Source organism: Bacteroidales bacterium, from assembly GCA_041671145.1.
Lineage (GTDB): Bacteria > Bacteroidota > Bacteroidia > Bacteroidales > JAHJDW01 > JAQUPB01.
This window is the reverse complement of record JBAZBZ010000030.1, coordinates 22696-41023: the sequence shown is the minus strand read 5'-3', so window position 1 is coordinate 41023 and position 18328 is coordinate 22696. Positions and strand designations below refer to the sequence as shown.

The 18328-nt window shown below is 31.3% G+C and carries 14 protein-coding genes and 1 riboswitch; of the genes, 12 read left to right on the top strand and 2 right to left on the bottom strand.

What is annotated here, in order from left to right; all coding sequences use genetic code 11:
- Nucleotides 1–434: 434 nt before the first annotated feature.
- The 8 genes from WC223_09905 to cobC all read left to right on the top strand — a co-directional run bounded on the left by WC223_09905 (nucleotide 435) and on the right by cobC (nucleotide 9031).
- Nucleotides 435–1619 carry an ATP-binding protein gene (locus WC223_09905; GenBank protein ID MFA6924552.1) on the top strand — a complete coding sequence of 395 codons (1185 nt, stop codon included), beginning with the start codon at nucleotides 435–437 and terminating at the stop codon, nucleotides 1617–1619.
- A 47-nt stretch (nucleotides 1620–1666) separates the two neighbouring features.
- Nucleotides 1667–1869, top strand: a riboswitch (cobalamin riboswitch).
- Nucleotides 1870–1976: 107 nt separating this feature from the next.
- Complete coding sequence (locus WC223_09900; GenBank protein ID MFA6924551.1) at nucleotides 1977–3908, top strand: TonB-dependent receptor plug domain-containing protein; 1932 nt, start codon at nucleotides 1977–1979, stop codon at nucleotides 3906–3908.
- A 4-nt stretch (nucleotides 3909–3912) separates the two neighbouring features.
- Nucleotides 3913–4611 (top strand): diphthine--ammonia ligase, encoded by a 699-nt coding sequence (locus tag WC223_09895; protein ID MFA6924550.1) that lies wholly within the window; start codon nucleotides 3913–3915, stop codon nucleotides 4609–4611.
- Between the two features lie 59 nt (nucleotides 4612–4670).
- Nucleotides 4671–5180 carry a bifunctional adenosylcobinamide kinase/adenosylcobinamide-phosphate guanylyltransferase gene (locus WC223_09890; protein MFA6924549.1) on the top strand — a complete coding sequence of 170 codons (510 nt, stop codon included), beginning with the start codon at nucleotides 4671–4673 and terminating at the stop codon, nucleotides 5178–5180.
- Nucleotides 5181–5273: 93 nt separating this feature from the next.
- A complete protein-coding gene (gene cobT, locus WC223_09885; GenBank protein ID MFA6924548.1) occupies nucleotides 5274–6281 on the top strand; it encodes a nicotinate-nucleotide--dimethylbenzimidazole phosphoribosyltransferase in 1008 nt (335 codons plus the stop codon).
- 103 nt (nucleotides 6282–6384) lie between these two features.
- On the top strand, nucleotides 6385–7749 hold the full coding sequence (locus WC223_09880) for an MATE family efflux transporter (protein MFA6924547.1): 1365 nt from the start codon (nucleotides 6385–6387) through the stop codon (nucleotides 7747–7749).
- Nucleotides 7749–8516, top strand: coding sequence for an adenosylcobinamide-GDP ribazoletransferase (locus WC223_09875; GenBank protein ID MFA6924546.1), 768 nt, complete (start codon nucleotides 7749–7751; stop codon nucleotides 8514–8516). The genes WC223_09880 and WC223_09875 overlap by 1 nt, the downstream gene beginning before the upstream one ends.
- Nucleotides 8501–9031, top strand: a complete 531-nt coding sequence (gene cobC / locus WC223_09870; GenBank protein MFA6924545.1) for an alpha-ribazole phosphatase — start codon at nucleotides 8501–8503, stop codon at nucleotides 9029–9031. Before WC223_09875 ends, cobC begins: the two co-directional genes overlap by 16 nt.
- A gap of 51 nt (nucleotides 9032–9082) precedes the next feature.
- Here cobC and WC223_09865 read toward each other — a convergent pair whose 3' ends face one another.
- Both WC223_09865 and WC223_09860 read right to left on the bottom strand, forming a co-directional pair.
- On the bottom strand, nucleotides 9083–9328 hold the full coding sequence (locus tag WC223_09865; GenBank protein MFA6924544.1) for a hypothetical protein: 246 nt from the start codon (nucleotides 9326–9328) through the stop codon (nucleotides 9083–9085).
- Nucleotides 9329–9513: 185 nt separating this feature from the next.
- Nucleotides 9514–13890 (bottom strand): translocation/assembly module TamB domain-containing protein, encoded by a 4377-nt coding sequence (locus tag WC223_09860; protein ID MFA6924543.1) that lies wholly within the window; start codon nucleotides 13888–13890, stop codon nucleotides 9514–9516.
- A 326-nt stretch (nucleotides 13891–14216) separates the two neighbouring features.
- Here WC223_09860 and tsaD point away from each other — a divergent pair, with 326 nt between their 5' ends.
- The 4 genes from tsaD to WC223_09840 all read left to right on the top strand — a co-directional run bounded on the left by tsaD (nucleotide 14217) and on the right by WC223_09840 (nucleotide 18318).
- Nucleotides 14217–15230 carry a tRNA (adenosine(37)-N6)-threonylcarbamoyltransferase complex transferase subunit TsaD gene (tsaD, locus tag WC223_09855; GenBank protein MFA6924542.1) on the top strand — a complete coding sequence of 338 codons (1014 nt, stop codon included), beginning with the start codon at nucleotides 14217–14219 and terminating at the stop codon, nucleotides 15228–15230.
- Between the two features lie 147 nt (nucleotides 15231–15377).
- Nucleotides 15378–15950, top strand: a complete 573-nt coding sequence (locus WC223_09850; protein MFA6924541.1) for an L-threonylcarbamoyladenylate synthase — start codon at nucleotides 15378–15380, stop codon at nucleotides 15948–15950.
- A gap of 162 nt (nucleotides 15951–16112) precedes the next feature.
- Nucleotides 16113–17519 carry an HD domain-containing protein gene (locus WC223_09845; protein ID MFA6924540.1) on the top strand — a complete coding sequence of 469 codons (1407 nt, stop codon included), beginning with the start codon at nucleotides 16113–16115 and terminating at the stop codon, nucleotides 17517–17519.
- 229 nt (nucleotides 17520–17748) lie between these two features.
- Nucleotides 17749–18318 (top strand): hypothetical protein, encoded by a 570-nt coding sequence (locus WC223_09840; protein ID MFA6924539.1) that lies wholly within the window; start codon nucleotides 17749–17751, stop codon nucleotides 18316–18318.
- Nucleotides 18319–18328: the final 10 nt, after the last annotated feature.

Here is an 18328-nt window from a genome sequence, read left to right as displayed (position 1 = left end):
AAAACTCTCAAAGGTTTTTTAATAAGTTATCAATGTTTCGGAATTTAGTGCTAATTTTGTAAAATATATTTAACGAAAAATGGTCAACCTATTTCAGTATAAGACACCCACCTTGGAACAGAAGATGTGAAAACACTGGTGATTTGTGTAGGTTAGTGTTTATGTTTGCATGGTTGTCGTGAAAGAACTTGATGGACCGAAGCATGAGTTTATTGGAAGGGTGAGTGTTATAAAATGAAAAAGTTTAAAGTCAATAGTCATTGGTCATTAGTAAATCCAACAATTCAGAATAACTTCATTGTCGGGACAGGTTTGACAATTCAACAACTCAACAAAAAATAACTACAAACGACAAACCGCGAACAATAATATTTTATTAAATATTTGGACAAAATACATAATTAAGTTGTATATTTGTCCAAAATATTTCTGCTATGATTTCAAGAACCATTATAAAAAAAATCAAAGAACTAGTAAAGTTGTATCCTGTACTTACATTAACGGGACCTCGACAATCAGGTAAAACAACATTATTAAAAAAAATGTTTCCTGAATATGCATATTATTCATTAGAAGACCCAGATACAAGAATGTATGCCGCCACTGACCCCCGAAAATTTTTATCATCCGGAAAGAAAGGAATGATAATAGACGAAGCACAGCAGATGCCCGAATTATTTTCATACATACAAGGAATTGTTGATGACAAAGGAAAAGAAGGAATGTTTATTTTGTCGGGTTCGCATAATTTTTTATTACTGGAAAAAATCACACAATCATTAGCCGGACGAGTTGCAGTTTTAAAGTTAATGCCATTCAGTTTGAGAGAGCTTGCTTTTAAAAAATATCCTATGCAGGATTACGAAACTTATCTGTTCAAAGGATTTTATCCGCGCATGTATGATAAGAAAATCTCCCCTGCAGATTTTTACCCGTATTATTTGCAAACATATATTGAAAGAGATGTAAGGCTTATCCGCAATATCACAGACCAAAGTGCATTTATACGTTTTATTAAATTACTTGCAGGCAGAGCAGGACAGTTATTGAATATTACTTCACTATCCAATGATTGCGGCATTTCGCAGATAACATGCAAAGAATGGTTGTCCATATTGGAAGCTAGTTACATCATTTATTTATTGATGCCGCATCATAAGAACTATAATAAAAGATTAGTTAAAATGCCTAAAATATATTTTCACGATACAGGACTTTTGTGCTATTTGTTAGGTATTAAAAGCACAAATCAGTTGTCAACACATTATGCAATAGGTTCCTTATTCGAAAATTTTATTATGAATGAATTCATGAAATATTCTTATCATCATGGAGCAGAACCTGCTTATTATTTCTGGAGAGACAAAATGCAAAAAGAAATAGATTTGCTCATAGAAAACGGACATGTTCTGATTCCCGTCGAAATAAAATCTGGAAAAACTTTTAACTATGAATATTTCAAACAGGTAAACTACTGGAATAAATTATCAGGAAACAATTCCGAAAATTCATATATGGTTTATGGTGGAAATAAAAATCTTTCAACATCCAGTGGACATGTGATTAGCTGGAAAAATATGGAACAGTTGATGAAGTATGCATTTAATAAAAAACAATAAATCCAAACAATTTTCCAACAAATATTTTTTTTATTAAAAATAAATTTAATTTTGCAACTTGAAATGGTAATGAAGTTTTATTCATAAACTTCATTTAAGAGGGAATCGGGTGAAAAACCCGAACAGTACCCGCTGCTGTAAGCTCGTTGAAATCTTTAAACAATCTTAGCCACTGTCCGTCAGCTGACGGATGGGAAGGCGTTTAAAGTAAGAGTAAGTCAGAAGACCTGCCATTCAAAAACAATATTTGCTGCTTTCGGGGGAAAAGGCAAGGATATAAATTCTTAGAGATTTATTATTCCTATTTTATTTCACCGCTTGTTTGCAAATGATTTTATAAACTTAAATTCATTTGTAATGAAAAATTCAAAAAAAATTTTAGTATTAGCTGGTATCATTGCCGGCTTTCAAAGTTACAGCCAGAAAACAAAGTTTTCCGATACTGTGAAAATCAAAGAAGTTACAATTACTTCTACCCGTTTGCAAAACTATACTGTTGGCAACAAAATTCAAACAATTGATTCTGCTGCATTAAAAAACAATGCTACGTATTCATTGTCGGAATTAATTTCTTCGCAAACACAAGTGCAGATTAATTCTTATGGACCAGGAGCGCAAGCAAGTCCATCGTTTCGAGGTAGCGGAGCAGCTCATACCGCTGTTCTATGGAATGGATTCAATATACAAGATGTATTATTTGGAAGCATTGATTTTTCACAAATTCCCGGGTTCTTCTTAGACGAAGTAAAAATACAAGCAGGTGGTGCTGGTGCTTTATACGGAAGTGGAGCAATTGGTGGAGCAATAAATCTTAACAATAATTTGTTTTTTAATAAAGGGCTTAAAACATCTTTTATTACTTCGTATGGGAGTTTTAGTAATTACTTTAATGGAGCGGAATGCAGAATTAGTGAAAAGAAATTTTCTGCATCGGTAAAAGTTTTCGACCATTCAATGAAAAACGATTTTGAATATTCATTGAATGGCGCACCAAAACAAAAATTAATAAATTCTGCAACAAAGCAACAGGGAGCTTTAATAGATTATGCTTTGGCTTTAAACGAAAAGCAAAAATTAACAGCTCATATATGGTTTAATAATAACGAACACAAACTTCCTTTTGATTCATATATGATGCCGGGCAAAGCCATACAGACCGATAATTCTATCAGGAGAACAATAGAATGGAACCGCATTGACGATAAATCAGAGTTTTTTTTAAGAACAGCATACTTTAATAATTATCAGAAATATGATGATATTGCATTAAATTCGGTTTCTAATTATAATTCTTCCACTTCAATTACTGAATTTGAAAACAATTATAAATTCAGTTCAAGCTTTAAATTAAACTCCGGATTGAATTATACTCACGACAAAGGTGAATCTCCAAATCTTGACAATACGCACATAAGAGACCGCTCAACAATTTTTTCTTCATTAAAATATAATACCTTAAATAATAAATTTAAAACAGTTTTGAGTTTAAGGGAAGAAATAGTTAATAGTATTGTTTCACCGCTAACATATTCTTTTGGCTTTGATGGCGAAATTATAAAAGGACTGAATTTAAAAGGTAATGTAAATAAAAGTTATCGTATTCCAACATTCAACGATTTATATTGGTTTGACCCAGTTTATATGATGTTCGGAAATCCAAAACTAAAAGATGAAGAAGGGTTAAATGAAGAGTTAAGTTTGAATTATAATATTAATAAAAAAAATATTCTTTTTGAAGTTGGCGCAACCGGATTTAATAGTAATGTTTCAAATTGGATTTTATGGCAGCCGGTTGAGAATTCATTTATTTGGACTCCAATGAACGTTGATACTGTCTGGTCGAGAGGAGTGGAGTTTAATTTTAATTTTGAATACAAAACAGGAAGTTTCTTCGCTAAACTTTCCGGAATGTACACAGTGTTGAAAACAACAAACGAATCGAAACTTGCTGATAGCACTATAAAAAACAAGCAGCTTATTTACGTACCCGAAAATAAAGCTGTAGCAAATTTAGTAATCGGATATAAAAGATTTGCCGTTACATATTCACATAACTACATTGGCAAACGATTTGCTGATGCTGCAAATACTACTTCTGTTGATGAATATAATATCGGAAATGTTATTTTATCAAAAGTTTTTGTTTATAAAGATTATGATTTTACAATTGATTTTCACATTAATAATGTATGGGCTCAATCTTATCAGGTAATGCAGTATTATCCGATGCCGGGAAGAAATTATCAGATTGGATTAAAAATAAATTTTAATAAACCTAATAACAAATAATTTAATGATAAAATCAATTTTCAATTGGAGTGGAGGCAAAGATTCAGCATTTGCTTTGTTCAAAATTCTTTCAGAAAAAAAATATGAAATATCGTGTTTGCTCACTTCTGTGGGTGAAGAACATGATAGAATTTCGATGCATGGTGTCAGAGTTTCCTTGCTTGATAAACAAACTACAAGCATTGGTATTCCTTTGCAAAAACTTGTTCTTCCTGAATCTGCATCTATGCAAGTGTACGATGAGGCCATAGAAAAATATCTGACACGCTTCAAAGAAGAAGGCAATACACATTGTATTTGCGGTGATATTTTTCTGGAAGACCTCAGAATATACAGAGAAACGCAATTAGAAAGAGTTAACATGAAAGCTGTATTTCCGCTTTGGAAAATCAATACAAAAGTTTTAATAAACGATTTTGTTAATTTGGGATTTAAATCTATTGTTACTTGTGTTGATGAAAGATATCTTGATAAATCATTTGCCGGAAGAATTATTGATGAAAATTTTATAAATGATTTACCTGCAAATGTTGACCCTTGCGGAGAAAACGGAGAATTTCATTCTTTTGTTTTTGATGGACCAATATTCAGCCAGCCAATCAGTTTTGCAATTGGAGAAAAGGTTTACAAACAATATAAATCACACGCGAAAGATGATGAAACGATGAATGGATTTTGGTACGTGGATTTAGTGAATAATTAATAGTTAAAAAATGGGCTGAGAGCAATGAGCTTCGATCTTCGAGAAAAAAAACTTTTTAAATGAAAAAGATTATATATATAACAGGCGGCGAGCGTTCGGGAAAAAGCACCTTTGCTCAAGAGCTTGCTCTTAAACATTCTGATAATCCGGTTTATCTTGCCACTGCAAGAACATGGGACGATGACTTTAAGGACAGAATAAAAAGACATAAAGAACTGCGCAATGAAAGATGGACAACAATTGAAGAAGAAAAGAATTTGTCAAAACATGATTTTACCGGAAAAGTTGTCGTTTTGGATTGCATTACTTTATGGTTAAATAATTTTCATTACGACAATGAATATATTACCGAAAAAACACTTATTGAAGCAAAAGCAGAGTTTGATAAATTAATTAAACAAGATTTTACATTAATTGTAATTTCTAACGAACTTGGAATGGGACCAATTGCGGAAAGAGAAACAACCAGAAAATTTATTGAATTGCAGGGATGGATAAATCAGCATATAGCAAAACAAGCTGATGAAGCGTATATGATGGTTTCCGGAATATCATTAAAAATAAAATAAACCGCAAAGACACTAAGACGCAAAGAGATTAATCATCATATTAACGCCTTTGCGAGACAATAACTTTGAATTATAAACTTTATAAAAATAAAAATGACTTTAAAAGAAAATTTACAAAACAAAATCAACAACAAAACGAAACCGCTTGGCTCTTTGGGTTTGCTGGAAAATATAGCATTGCAAATTGGTTTAATACAGGAAACGTTAACTCCCGAGCTTAAAAATCCTGCAATTATTGTATTTGCAGGAGACCATGGAATAACAGACGAAGGTGTAAGCCCATTTCCAAAAGTTGTAACTCAACAAATGGTTCTTAACTTTTTAAGCGGAGGTGCAGCAATTAATGTTTTCTGTAAACAGAATAATATTAATTTGAAAGTTGTTGATGCAGGTGTTGATGGTGATTTTGAAAAGAATGAAAACCTAATTGTTTTAAAAATAAAAAATGGAACAAATAATATTATTGTTCAACCTGCAATGACTTTAGAAGAATGTAAGGAAACAATGAAAAGAGGCGAAATTATTGTTGATAATGAATTTAAAAATGATTGCAACATAATAGGATTTGGAGAAATGGGAATTGGCAATACTTCGGCAGCAGCTTTGTTAATGAGTAAATATTGCAATTTGCCAATTGATGTTTGCACAGGAAGAGGCACTGGTCTTGACAATGATGGGTTGAAAAGAAAAACAGAAGTATTGCAAAAAGCCATTCAAAAATATCCCGAAGTTAAAGATTCATTAGAAATTCTTTCAACATTCGGAGGGTTTGAAATAGCAATGATGGCAGGAGCTATTCTTAAAGCAGCGGAATTAAAAATGGCTATAATGATTGATGGATTTATTGCTACATCAGCATTATTAGCTGCGTATAACTTAAACCAAAATATAATAAATAACTGCATATTCTGCCATACATCAAATGAGCAGGGACACAGATTAATGTTGGATTATTTTAAAGCAAAACCAATTTTAAATATTGATTTGCGACTTGGTGAAGGAACAGGAGCTGCTCTTGCATATCCCGTTATTCATGCAGCAGTGAATTTTTTAAATAACATGGCAAGCTTCGAAAGCGCAGGAGTATCAAATAAAGATTAATTTGAAAATGTGCCAATTTGAAAATTTGATAATAAAAAATGAAATTAAAAAATTAACAAAAAACATTCTGGCAACTAACAACAAGCAACCGACAACAAAATAAATGAAAGACCTTACAAAAGGAAATGTTTTTAAACTGATATTATTCTTCACTATTCCAATACTTCTTGGAAGTATGACAGGTCAGGTTACATTTATTGTTGAAAGAATTATTGTAGGTAAAAGTATTGGCAAGGAAGCTTTAGCGGCAATCGGCGAAGTTTTTCCTTTTATATTTTTTATGTCTTCCATAGTAACGGGAATTTCAATCGGAGGAAACATTCTATTAGCACAATATTTTGGAGCTAAGAATATGTTTAAAGTAATAAGAACAATAGAAACAAATATTGTTTTCTTGTTTGTTTCTTCGCTGTTAGTAACATTTATCGGTATTGCGTTATGCCCAATTATTTTTAAATTTATTGGTGTACCTGATGATGTTATGCCGCAAGCAGTAATATATGCAAGAATATATTTTGCCGGTTTAATTTTTATGTTCTTTACAAATACAATTGGAGCAATGCTTCGTTCTTTGGGTGATTCGAAAACACCGTTTGTGTTTTCAATTATCACTAATGGAATAAATTTATTGTTGGATTTTCTTTTTGTTTATTACTATAAATTGGGAATTACAGGTGTTGGGTTAGCTGTTGTTTTATCTTATTTAATAACGTTTTTAGGATTAGCGTATTATTTCTTTTTTAAACAAAAACATCTTAAACTTTCATTATTCAATTTAACTTTTGATAAAGAAATATTTTTCTTTTCCGTAAAGAAGGGGCTTCCCATTGGAGTTCAAACATTAATTTTGTCTTTTGCAATGAATTTTGTAATAAAGTTTTTAAATCCATTTGGTTCGGACTCAATGGCGGCATATACTGCTGCTGCCGGAATTGATGCTATAATGTTTATGTTTGCAATGGATATTTCAATGGGGCTATCTTCTTTTGTAGGACAAAATATAGGTGCAAACAGATTCGACAGAATTAAGAAAGGTATGCTTGCTGCATGGATAATTTGTTTTATTCCTGTTTTTATTCTTACTGTTTTTTCATTATTTAAAGGAGAATGGATGATTGGCTTTTTCTCTAACGATAAAGAAGTAATAAATATCGGAGTAAGTTACTTGAAGATTGTAAGCAGTTTTTATTTGGTTTGTGTAACAACATTTATTTTTGGCAGCGTATTTAATGGAGCAGGAAGAACAGTGTTAACATTGATTTCGACTATTATTGGTTGGTGGGTTGTTCGAATTCCGGTTTCTTATTATTTAAGCAAAAGTATTGGTGTTGATGGAATTTGGTGGGGCATTTCGGCTCAGTGGGTTTCGGAATTTATTTTTATATTAGTACTCTACTTCATAGGAAAGTGGAAAATTAAAGCGATGAATTCGATTAGTAATTTACACTTGCAAACTCAATTACAATAATGTTTTTAAAAAATAATTTAAAATATTTTCTACATGCAATTATTTTCTACACTCGAATCCCTGTGGGTATAAAAATAGATTGTACAGAAAATTTAACTAATAAATCAATTAAATACTTGCCTTTAATTGGCTGGATTGTCGGCGGATTCTCTGCATTTGTTTTTTATTTTTCAAATTTAATTCTTCCTGTTTCAATAAGTATTATTTTATCAATGACTGCGAGCATATTAATTACAGGTGCATTTCACGAAGATGGTTTTGCAGATGTTTGCGATGGCTTCGGCGGCGGCTACACAAAAGAACGTATTCTTGAAATAATGAAAGACAGCAGAATAGGTGCTTTCGGAGTTATAGGAATTGTTTTGATATTGATGTTTAAATTTTTTCTATTGGAAAATATAAATTCAATTTCAATACCGGTTGCATTGATTGCGGGAAATACTATCAGCCGTCTTGCAGCAATTACCGTTACTTTTTCAAATTCTTATATTGGAACAGCTGAAACAAGCAAATCGAAATTATCGGATGAGAGAATTACAGTATTGAATTTATTGTTTGCTTTGATTATTGGAATTTTGCCAATTTTATTATTTCAAAAATATTTGTTTTTTATTTTAATAATTCCTGTATTTATCACAAAGTGGCTTATGATGCTGTATTTCAGAAAAAAAATCGGAGGATATACAGGTGATTGCCTTGGTGCAATTCAACAGGTTTGCGAAATTGTTTTTTATTTGTCTTTAATTGTTTTATGCAAATATATTTGATTCGTCATACAAAAGTTGATGTTCCGAAAGACATATTTTACGGGCAAACCGATGTGCCGCTTTTTGAAACATTTGATGATGAAGTAAAAGAAATTTCAATTAAATTAAAAGGAATTATTCCGGATGCTGTTTACTCAAGTCCTTTGAGCAGATGCCGTTTGCTTGCCGAAAAAATCACAGATGAAAATATTATAAAATATGACAATCGTTTAATGGAATTAAATTTTGGCGATTGGGAAATGAAATCATGGAATCAAATAAATAAAATAGATTCAAAAAATTGGTATGATGATTTTATAAATACATCATGCCCTAATGGTGAATCTTATTGTGATTTATACAATAGGATTCATTTGTTTTATAATGAAATTTCAAAAATTGATTGCAAAAATATTTTTGTTTTCACACATTCGGGAGTTATAAGAGCTTTTATGGCAATTGTTAATGAAATTGATTTAAAAGAATCTTTCAGGGAGGAAATACCTTATGGATGTGTAATCAGTTTTAAAAAATAAAAAAAGCTACTCTGTTGAGGATAGCTTTTTTTGTTTTGTAGCATGATGCTTTTACTTAGCAGCTGGTGTTTGTTTTTCTTTTTCTTTAGCTGGTTCTTTTGTTGTTGTTTTTGTAGTTTTTGTTTTTTTTGTTGTTTTTGTTGTTTTTGTTTTAGGAGTTGTTGTTTTTGTGTCTTTGTTCTCAGTTGTTTTTACTTCTTTCTTTTCTGTTGTTTTAGGTTCCTGAGCAGATACTGTTGATAACATAACTCCACTTGCAAAAGCAAGAACTGTTGCAAATATGAATATTTTTTTCATGTTTTTAAAGATTTTAAGTTAATTAATATTAATTAATTGAAAGACAAAGATACTTCACTATAAAATATAAATATGGTTTTATCGGTTAAAAAAAGTTAAAATAAAATTAGAGTTCAGTTAAAAAAAGTTAAAATACGAAGTTTTTAATAAAACTTTCATCATTATCGAATTTTACATTACAATATTTATTTTTTCTTTCTTCTTTTTAGCAATTCTTTAAGATTATCGAATTCTTTTCGATAAAACAAACCTATTCCCTGTGTATATGGTGCATTTTTATATATTATATCATTGCTTGAATTTGTTTTATTAAATGCCTTTACCCTCAGTCCGCCTTCTTCCGTTAGTTTTGCTTCAATATTTACGTCGCCTACAATATTACTTGCATTTTTATCTTTGTTGCCTGCAACTCCGAAATTGCCGTCAATACTCACTCTATCGTTGAAAATCTGAGTAGCAAGAGCGACCTGCACTTCATCATTATTAATTTGGTCGCCGGGACGGTAATTAATTCCTATATCAAAATCCTTACTTATCTGCGAAAGCCAATTGCTTAATTGATTTGATAAAAGTTCGCTTGAGTTTGCACCCACACCGTATTTTGTTCCTGATGTTTGACTTTCGCCGGGTTTTCCCTGCCTGCTATTTGAAGGAGATACAAAACTGTTCAATACAAGTAATGAAATTATTTGATAATCCATATCGGGCTGTATTATTGCTTTATATTTATCGCTTTCATCTTCGGTTAAAGTTGGGAATCCCACATCAAAATTTATTGTAGGATTGAATAATTTATCTTTCATAAATATTTTACATTCAACGGATACGCGTTCTTTGTGTTTCACTGTGTCATCAAGAGCTTGTCGCAATGCGTTCAAGTCGGTTCTGACTTTGTAAACTGCTTCAAGATTTATTTCCGCATCATAAGGATTACCGTTCCATTTTATTGTTCCTCCTTTTTCGATATGGAATTTTTTATTTATTACATTTTGTAATGTAAACAAGTAGTCTCCTTCTTCAATAACATAGTTTCCGTACATATTGAAATCGCCTTTTGTGTCAATCTGAAATTTAATATCGCCCGAACCTTTTCCTCTCAAAATATCGCCACTTCGGGAGTCGAAAATAATCTGCACTTCTGCGTCGGGAGTTACGTTAAGGTCAAAGTTCAGTTTTATTCCCGCTAGGTTAACTTCATATTGTTGTTGTGCTTTACCGGAACTATCTTTCGTTTCAAAAGTTATAAAATTATTATCGAATGTTTCGGTAGTTTCAGATAATGGAATGAAGAATTGCGTTCCTTTTTCGGTTTTGCCGGTTATATTAATGTCAACATTTTGCGGTGTTCCTTTGATTTCAACAATTCCGGTAAAAAATCCTTTTCCGTAATAAAGATTATTCTGATAAATATTTGTATTAAGGCATACAAACTTTTTCGCATCAATATTTATATCGAACTTGAAATTTTTAAAATTATTATGTGTAATTTTTCCATTCAGCAATGCCTTGTTGCCAAGCGAATCGAAAATTTCAATGTTTTCAAATAAGAATTTATTTTTTGTAACACTTATTTCGTTTGCGAAAGAATAGCCTGTATTGGTATAATCAAGACGCAGGAATGTTCTTTGAAACAAAAACTTTCCCGATAAATCGGGATTTGATATTGTGCCTTTCAACTGAAGCTTGCCCGTTGCTTCACCTCTCATGTCGGAAAAAACTGCAGTAACATATTTTTTAAACATCTGCAATTTCAGTTTGTCGAGGGTAATATCAAAATCAAGTTTTTCTCCTGATGGGTAATAATATCCCGCAAGATTAAATGTTTTCAGATTGCCTCTCATAACTGTTGCATCCACATTCAGTGATTTTGTTTTCGTATTCCAGATACTTTTTAAATATGCAACACCGAGAGCGTCCTGATTAATGATAAGGTTTTTAACAGTAATATCCGAATTCAAATTAAAAGTGGTATATAAATTGGATATCGAAGTTTTCCCATCAAGTGTGCCACTTAAAACATATCCCGAATTTTTTATAACCGGATTAAGGTTGGCAATATTAAAGTTTGTGAAATTAACAAATAAGCTGTCATTAGGATTATTCGAAATTGTTCCGTTAAAATTTAATTTTTGCATATTTGATGAAAAAGTTATATTGTCAATATGTATGTATGATGAATCAATGGAAATAAGCTTCTTTTCCTTCAATTGCCATATTGAGTCATTTATAATAATACTCGACGGGAAAACCGATAAATCAATTCTTGATTTGCTTTTAAAGCAGGCAATACCTTTTATATTTCCCATGTTCATTGTTGAATCGTGCTTTTGCCAGTTTATGTCAAAACTCAAACTGTCATTCCGTGAATAAGAATTGATACTAAAATTTTCGACAAAAATATTTTTATTTAAAAAAAGTTTATTGCAGTTCGTATTTATTGAAAGCGTATTGTTTTTAATATTTATATCAGCTTTTAAATTAACAATCTTTTGCTGACTGTATATAATTTCAGGAGATTTTATATTTCCTGCCAAAAGGTTGGTTTGTGAATTATAATATCCGAAAATATTTGTTTTAGGTGCAACTCTTAATGAAGGGAAAAATATTGCAGACAGCGGCTCGGCGTTTATAATGTCAATATTAAAAGTAATATCTTCATACGTATTTGAATTTTCTTTATTCAATTCTTTGATATGATATGAAGGAACAAATTTATTAAAAACTTTAACGATTGAATTGGGAAAGTTTCTGAATTTGAACACTCCTTCAATATTTGCATTTACAAAATCGGATAAAATTTCAACTTTCCTGATGCCGTTATCTTCGGAAGTTTTAATGAATAATTGAGCCATTTCATAATCCCTGCCGTTTTGTGTATATTTTGTTTTTTCAATGTCAATAATTCCCCTGATGTTGTCAAGATTATTTCCTGTAAACTTGAACTGTATTGATGAATTTGCAATTATGGGATTTATAGTGTCGGATTTAATAAAATTCAACCTTTTGAGATTGGCATTTGTTATTGAAGAATTAAAATCAAAAACCGGTAATGGCTGGCTGTAATCTATCTGACCGGAAAAATCAAGATTTATATTATTATCGCGAATATTAAAATTACCGTTAAATTTTCTTTTTGAAACATCACCATTTGCCTGAATGTTTTTGTAATCATATCCGTTGAATTCGATGTTGTCAATGTTTGCAGTAATTTCAGCAGATATTTTATCGGGAGTAAAACTTTTTCCTTCAATTTTTGTATCCATGCTTATCCTTCCAACCCATTTTTTATAATTCATGAATTTTCCAATATCAAAATCATCAAGTTTTATATGACCGCTATACTTAATATTATCTGACTCATAAACATTATCAAGTTCGAGGTCGGTACTTATCATTCCGAGATTCGTATATAACTTTCCGTTTGAAACAAAGTCGTAGAAAAACCCTGTAAGTTTTCCAACATATTTAATTTCTCCCATGGAATTGAAATAATCGGGCAAAGCAACATGGAATTGTCCGCTTCGGGAGGGCATATCAAACTTTTCAAGGTCTTTTTTGGAAGTTATAAGCTCCTTAATTGTCAAATGCATAAAAGTTTCATTGGAATACGGCAAGCCCGTTAATTGAACATTACCGCGAAAATGTGTCGAACTGCCATATTGTATGTCAATGTTTTTTCCTTTAAAATCGCTTATTTTGCCACTAAGCTCTCCGGATAATTTTGCAATGTTTTTGCTGCCACACAACTCCCTTGCGAAATAGCCAATATCTCCGAAATTTATTTCGGCTTTTTTTATAATTGATTTTATTTTAACCTTCTTTTCAAAATCATTTAAATCATCGTATTTATCGAAACTGAATGAGGCATTTAAGCTTAGTTTACTTGCAGGAGTTTTTATTTTTATATCATTTACATCAAACCCATCCTGATAAAATTTTATGGTTGAAGAAAATTCATTCAGTTTGAATCCGGATTTTTCAATTAAGGAAATATTTTTTATATCTGCGAAAATAGTGTCACCGGCAGTTTTTATATTAATAATTTTTAAATTCATTTCTTTTAAATCAATATCATTGAAGTCAACAAGCTTGCATTCTGTGTTATTCCCGAAAATAATTTTTTTATCAATACTATATTTCAAAGTGCTGTTTTCAAATTCAAAATTTCCGCAGGATATTTTCCATGGTTTTTCTTTTGTCGGAACTTTTGATTTTGAAGAAAAATAATCACTTATAAACTGATAATTAAAAGTCGAATCTGTCTTGTATTTTCTGAGAATTACGCATGCATTTTTAAATCTTATTTTATTAAATTTTACTTTTTTATTTCTTATCCAAATATTATCAATTTTTACATAAATCTTTTTTGAAGAGAATAAAATATTTCTGTGCTGGTCTTTAATTTCGATGTTTTCGAGCACAATATTCAGGAAATAGGAAATATCAACTCCACTTATTGTTATTTCTGTTTTAAGTTCTTTTGATAAATATGAAGCTATTCTTTGACATACATAAGTTTGAACTGCTGACGAACGGAAAACAAAATATAAAGTTGCCAACAAAAAAACTAATGTTGAAATGGAGTAGAGTAATATTTTTTTTAGCTTGCGGATATAAAAATACAAATTAAAATTATCTAAAATTCAATGGTTTCCACAACAACTATGATTTCATTAATTAGTTCTGTCCATAAAGTCGAGAGTTTCGTTCAGAATGTCCGAGTTCGAGGTTTTAAAAATCAGGAGTTTACTGTAGTAAATGACTGGTTTTTAAAACGAGAATAACGAAGAAATCGGACATTATGGACAAACTCTAATTATTTTTTCATTAATTAAGTTACCTTTGCAAAGGTAATAAAATTTAGTCATTCTGACTTTATGCTATTGTAATGAGTATAATTATTCTTGGAATAGAATCGTCATGCGACGATACTTCTGCTGCTGTCGCAAAAGGCAACAAAATTCTTGCCAATATTGTTGCGACTCAGACTATCCATGAAAAATATGGCGGCGTTGTTCCCGAACTTGCTTCGCGCGACCATCAGAAAAATATTATTCCCGTTGTTGAAGAAGCATTGAAAATTGCCGGTATTGATAAAAAAGAAATTTCTGCTATTGCTTTTACCAGAGCACCCGGACTTATGGGTTCTTTGCTCGTTGGTTGTTCTTTTTCAAAAGCATTTGCTATTGGCATGAATATTCCGTTAATTGAAGTAAACCATTTGCAAGCCCATATTTTAGCACACTTTATTCAGAATGAAAATGGAAATAAGGAATTTCCGCAATTTCCGTTTTTATGTTTGCTTGTATCGGGTGGGCATACACAAATCGTAAGAGTTGATGCTCATCTAAAAATGGAAATTCTCGGCAAAACTCTTGATGATGCCGCCGGTGAAGCTTTTGATAAAGCAGGAAAAATATTAGGACTTCCTTATCCTGCCGGACATATTGTTGATAAACTTGCTCAGAGCGGAAATATAAATGCTTTTAATTTCCCCCATCCCAATATTCCGGGGCTGGATTTCAGCTTCAGCGGATTGAAAACCTCTCTTCTTTATCTTGTGAAAGATGAAATTAAAAAAGATAAGGATTTTATTGAAAAAAATAAAGCAAACCTCGCTGCTTCTTATCAGAATATAATAGTTGAAGTATTAATGAATAAATTAAAACTTGCAACTGAAATAACAGGAATAAAAGAAATTGCAGTTGCAGGAGGAGTTTCTGCAAATTCGTTTTTACAGAAAACCTTGAAAGATGAAGAAAAAAAATCGGGATGGAAAACATTTGTTCCTCAACAGGAATATTGCACCGATAATGCCGCAATGGTTGCCATTACGGGTTATTATAAATATTTAAAAAAAGAATTTTGTGAACAATCGGTTGTGCCGTTGGCAAAAATTTAGTAACTTTGTGGTTTAATAAGCCATTAGTCAAAAGTCATTAGTCATTATGAAAAACTTCGATGTTCATAATTTCAGTCATACGGACTCGATATTTGTTCAATTTATAATTCCTATAATATATTTATTATTTTTTAAAAATATTTTTAAATGAACGATATAAACACTGAGATAAAGAAAACATTAGAAATCCTGTCGAAAGGAGGTATCATACTATATCCTACTGATACAATATGGGGAATTGGATGTGACGCAACAAATGAAAAATTGGTTGAAAAAATACATAAAATCAAGGGAAGAACTGCTTTTAAAAGTATGATTATTTTACTTGATGATTTTCACAAACTAAAAAAATATACTGAAGACATACCAAAATACGCATTGAATTTTATCGAAAATAGCAGTAAGCCGATTACGATTATTTATCCTAATGCAAAAGGTGTTGCAAAAAATCTTCTTGCTGAAGATGGAAGCATAGGAATAAGAATTCCTAAAAGTGAATTTTGCAAAAAACTTGTAAGGGATTTTGGAAAACCTATTGTGTCAACTTCTGCTAATTATGCCGGAGGTCCTAATCCCAGATGTTTTAAGGAAATAAATAAATTGATTGTAAATAATGTTGATTATGTTATAAGCTTATTTCATGACAGGGTTGGCTCCAATAAACCTTCTACAATTATGAAATTCGGAAGCAATGATGAATTCAAATTATTAAGAAAGTAAAATTGCTTTATTGCTTAATTGTTGTATTGTTCAATTGTTAAAAATAAAACTATCAATATTAAATTGACAATTAAACAATTTAGCAATTCTATTTTAGCAAAAATTAAACTTTAGCCGTTTGTGGTATATTTACCGAATATTGATATTGGTTCTCTCCAAAATATGAAAGAACATTTAAAACATAAAATATTTGAAATTATTTCGGAAACTGCCGATGAAATGAATGTTCCCGCTTATGTTGTTGGCGGGTACGTGAGAGATATTTTTTTAAAACGCCCTTCAAAAGATATCGACATAGTTATTGTTGGCAATGGCATTGACCTTGCAACCAGAATTGCCGAAAAAATAGGCAATACAAAACTTTCGGTTTTTAAAAATTTCGGAACAGCAATGTTGAAGTGTGACGATATGGAAATTGAATTTGTTGGTGCCAGAAAAGAATCGTATAGCACCGATTCGCGCAAGCCGGCTGTTGAAACCGGAACTCTCGAAGATGACCTCAACAGAAGAGATTTTACAATAAATGCTCTTGCAATTGAACTTAACAAAAATAATTTCGGAAAATTAATCGACCATTTCAATGGCTTACTTGATTTAGAATACAAAATCATTCGCACACCACTTAATCCTGAAATTACATTTTCGGATGACCCGCTGCGAATGCTCCGTGCAGTGAGATTTGCAACTCAACTGAATTTTGAAATTGATGAAAAATCATTTGATGCAATTTGTAAAAATAAAGAACGTATTAACATAATTTCAAAAGAACGTATCACCGATGAGTTGAATAAAATAATAATGACAAAAAAACCATCCGTTGGATTCAGTTTACTTTTAGAATCGGGTTTGCTCGAAATTATATTTCCGCAGCTCGCTATGTTAAAAGGTGTTGAAACCATGGACGGGAAAAAACATAAAGATAATTTCTATCATTCAATACAGGTTCTTGACAACATTGCTGAAAAATCCGATAATTTATGGCTAAGATGGACAGCTTTAGTTCATGATATTGCGAAACCGCAAACAAAAAAATTCGACGAAAAAACGGGCTGGACTTTTCATGGTCACGAAGTTATAGGAAGCCGCATGATTCCACAAATATTCAGGCAAATGAAATTGCCGATGAATGAAAAAATGAAATATGTTCAGAAATTGGTTGCACTTCATTTACGCCCAATTGCGTTAACCGAGGAAACAATTACCGACTCTGCGGTTAGAAGGTTGTTGTTTGAAGCAGGTGATTCCATCGAGGATTTGATGATGTTAAGCGTTGCCGATATAACTTCTAAAAATCCCGAAAAAATAAAAGCATATAACAAAAATTTTAAAATTGTAAAGAAAAAATTAAAGGAAGTTGAAGAAAAAGATAAATTGAGAAACTGGCAGCCACCTATTACAGGCAATGACATTATGAAAGCATTTGGTATTACACCATGTTACGAAGTTGGAGTTATAAAAAATGCTATTCGCGAAGCAATCCTCGACGGAAAAATCGGCAACAACCGCGAAGATGCATATAAATTTATGCTCGAAAAAGGAAAAGAACTTGGATTAAGAGTTTGTCCATAATGTCCGATTTCTTCGTTATTCTCGTTTTAAAAACCAGTCATTTACTATAGTAAACTCCTGATTTTTAAAACTTCGAAAGCCTCGAACTCGAACATTCTGAACCAAACTCTCAATTTTACAGACAGACACCAATTAAAAAAATATTTAATAAAATTTATTATTTTTTTTGTTTTTTTTTTACTTTTTTTGTATTTTAGTAAATTAGCTAAATCAAAAATATCTATTTAAAATGGCAATTTATAAATTCAGATTATTAATAGATGATTACGATGACTTTTTCAGAGATATTGAAATTAAGTCAAAACAAACTTTTGCCGATTTCCATAACATCATTCAGGAAACATTCAAACTTGATGAAAAGGAATTAGCTTCATTTTTTCTTTGCGACCATCTCTGGAGGAGGGGAACAGAAATCACACTTATTGATATGACCGATAATAACAGCGGTCATGTTATGAAAGATTCCGTTCTTGCCAGTTTCATCGAAGACCCTCATCAGAGAATGAATTACGTTTACAATTTTCTGGATATGAAAACTATTTTTATTGAATTGGTAAAAATATTTTCCGAAGAAGAAAAAGGCGTAAAGTATCCAAGGGTGAGTAAAAGCTATGGAGAACTCCCGAAATCAAAAATTAATATTGGAAAAATTGCACCAACTGTTGAAGAACCTATTTTTGAAGAAGAATTGATTGTTAGCGAAGAAACTGAACTGGAGGATGAAGATGTATTAGGTGATACCGAACCAATATCCGGCATAAGCGACTCAATTGAAGAAACCGAAGAAAATCAAATATAATTCGGTGCCT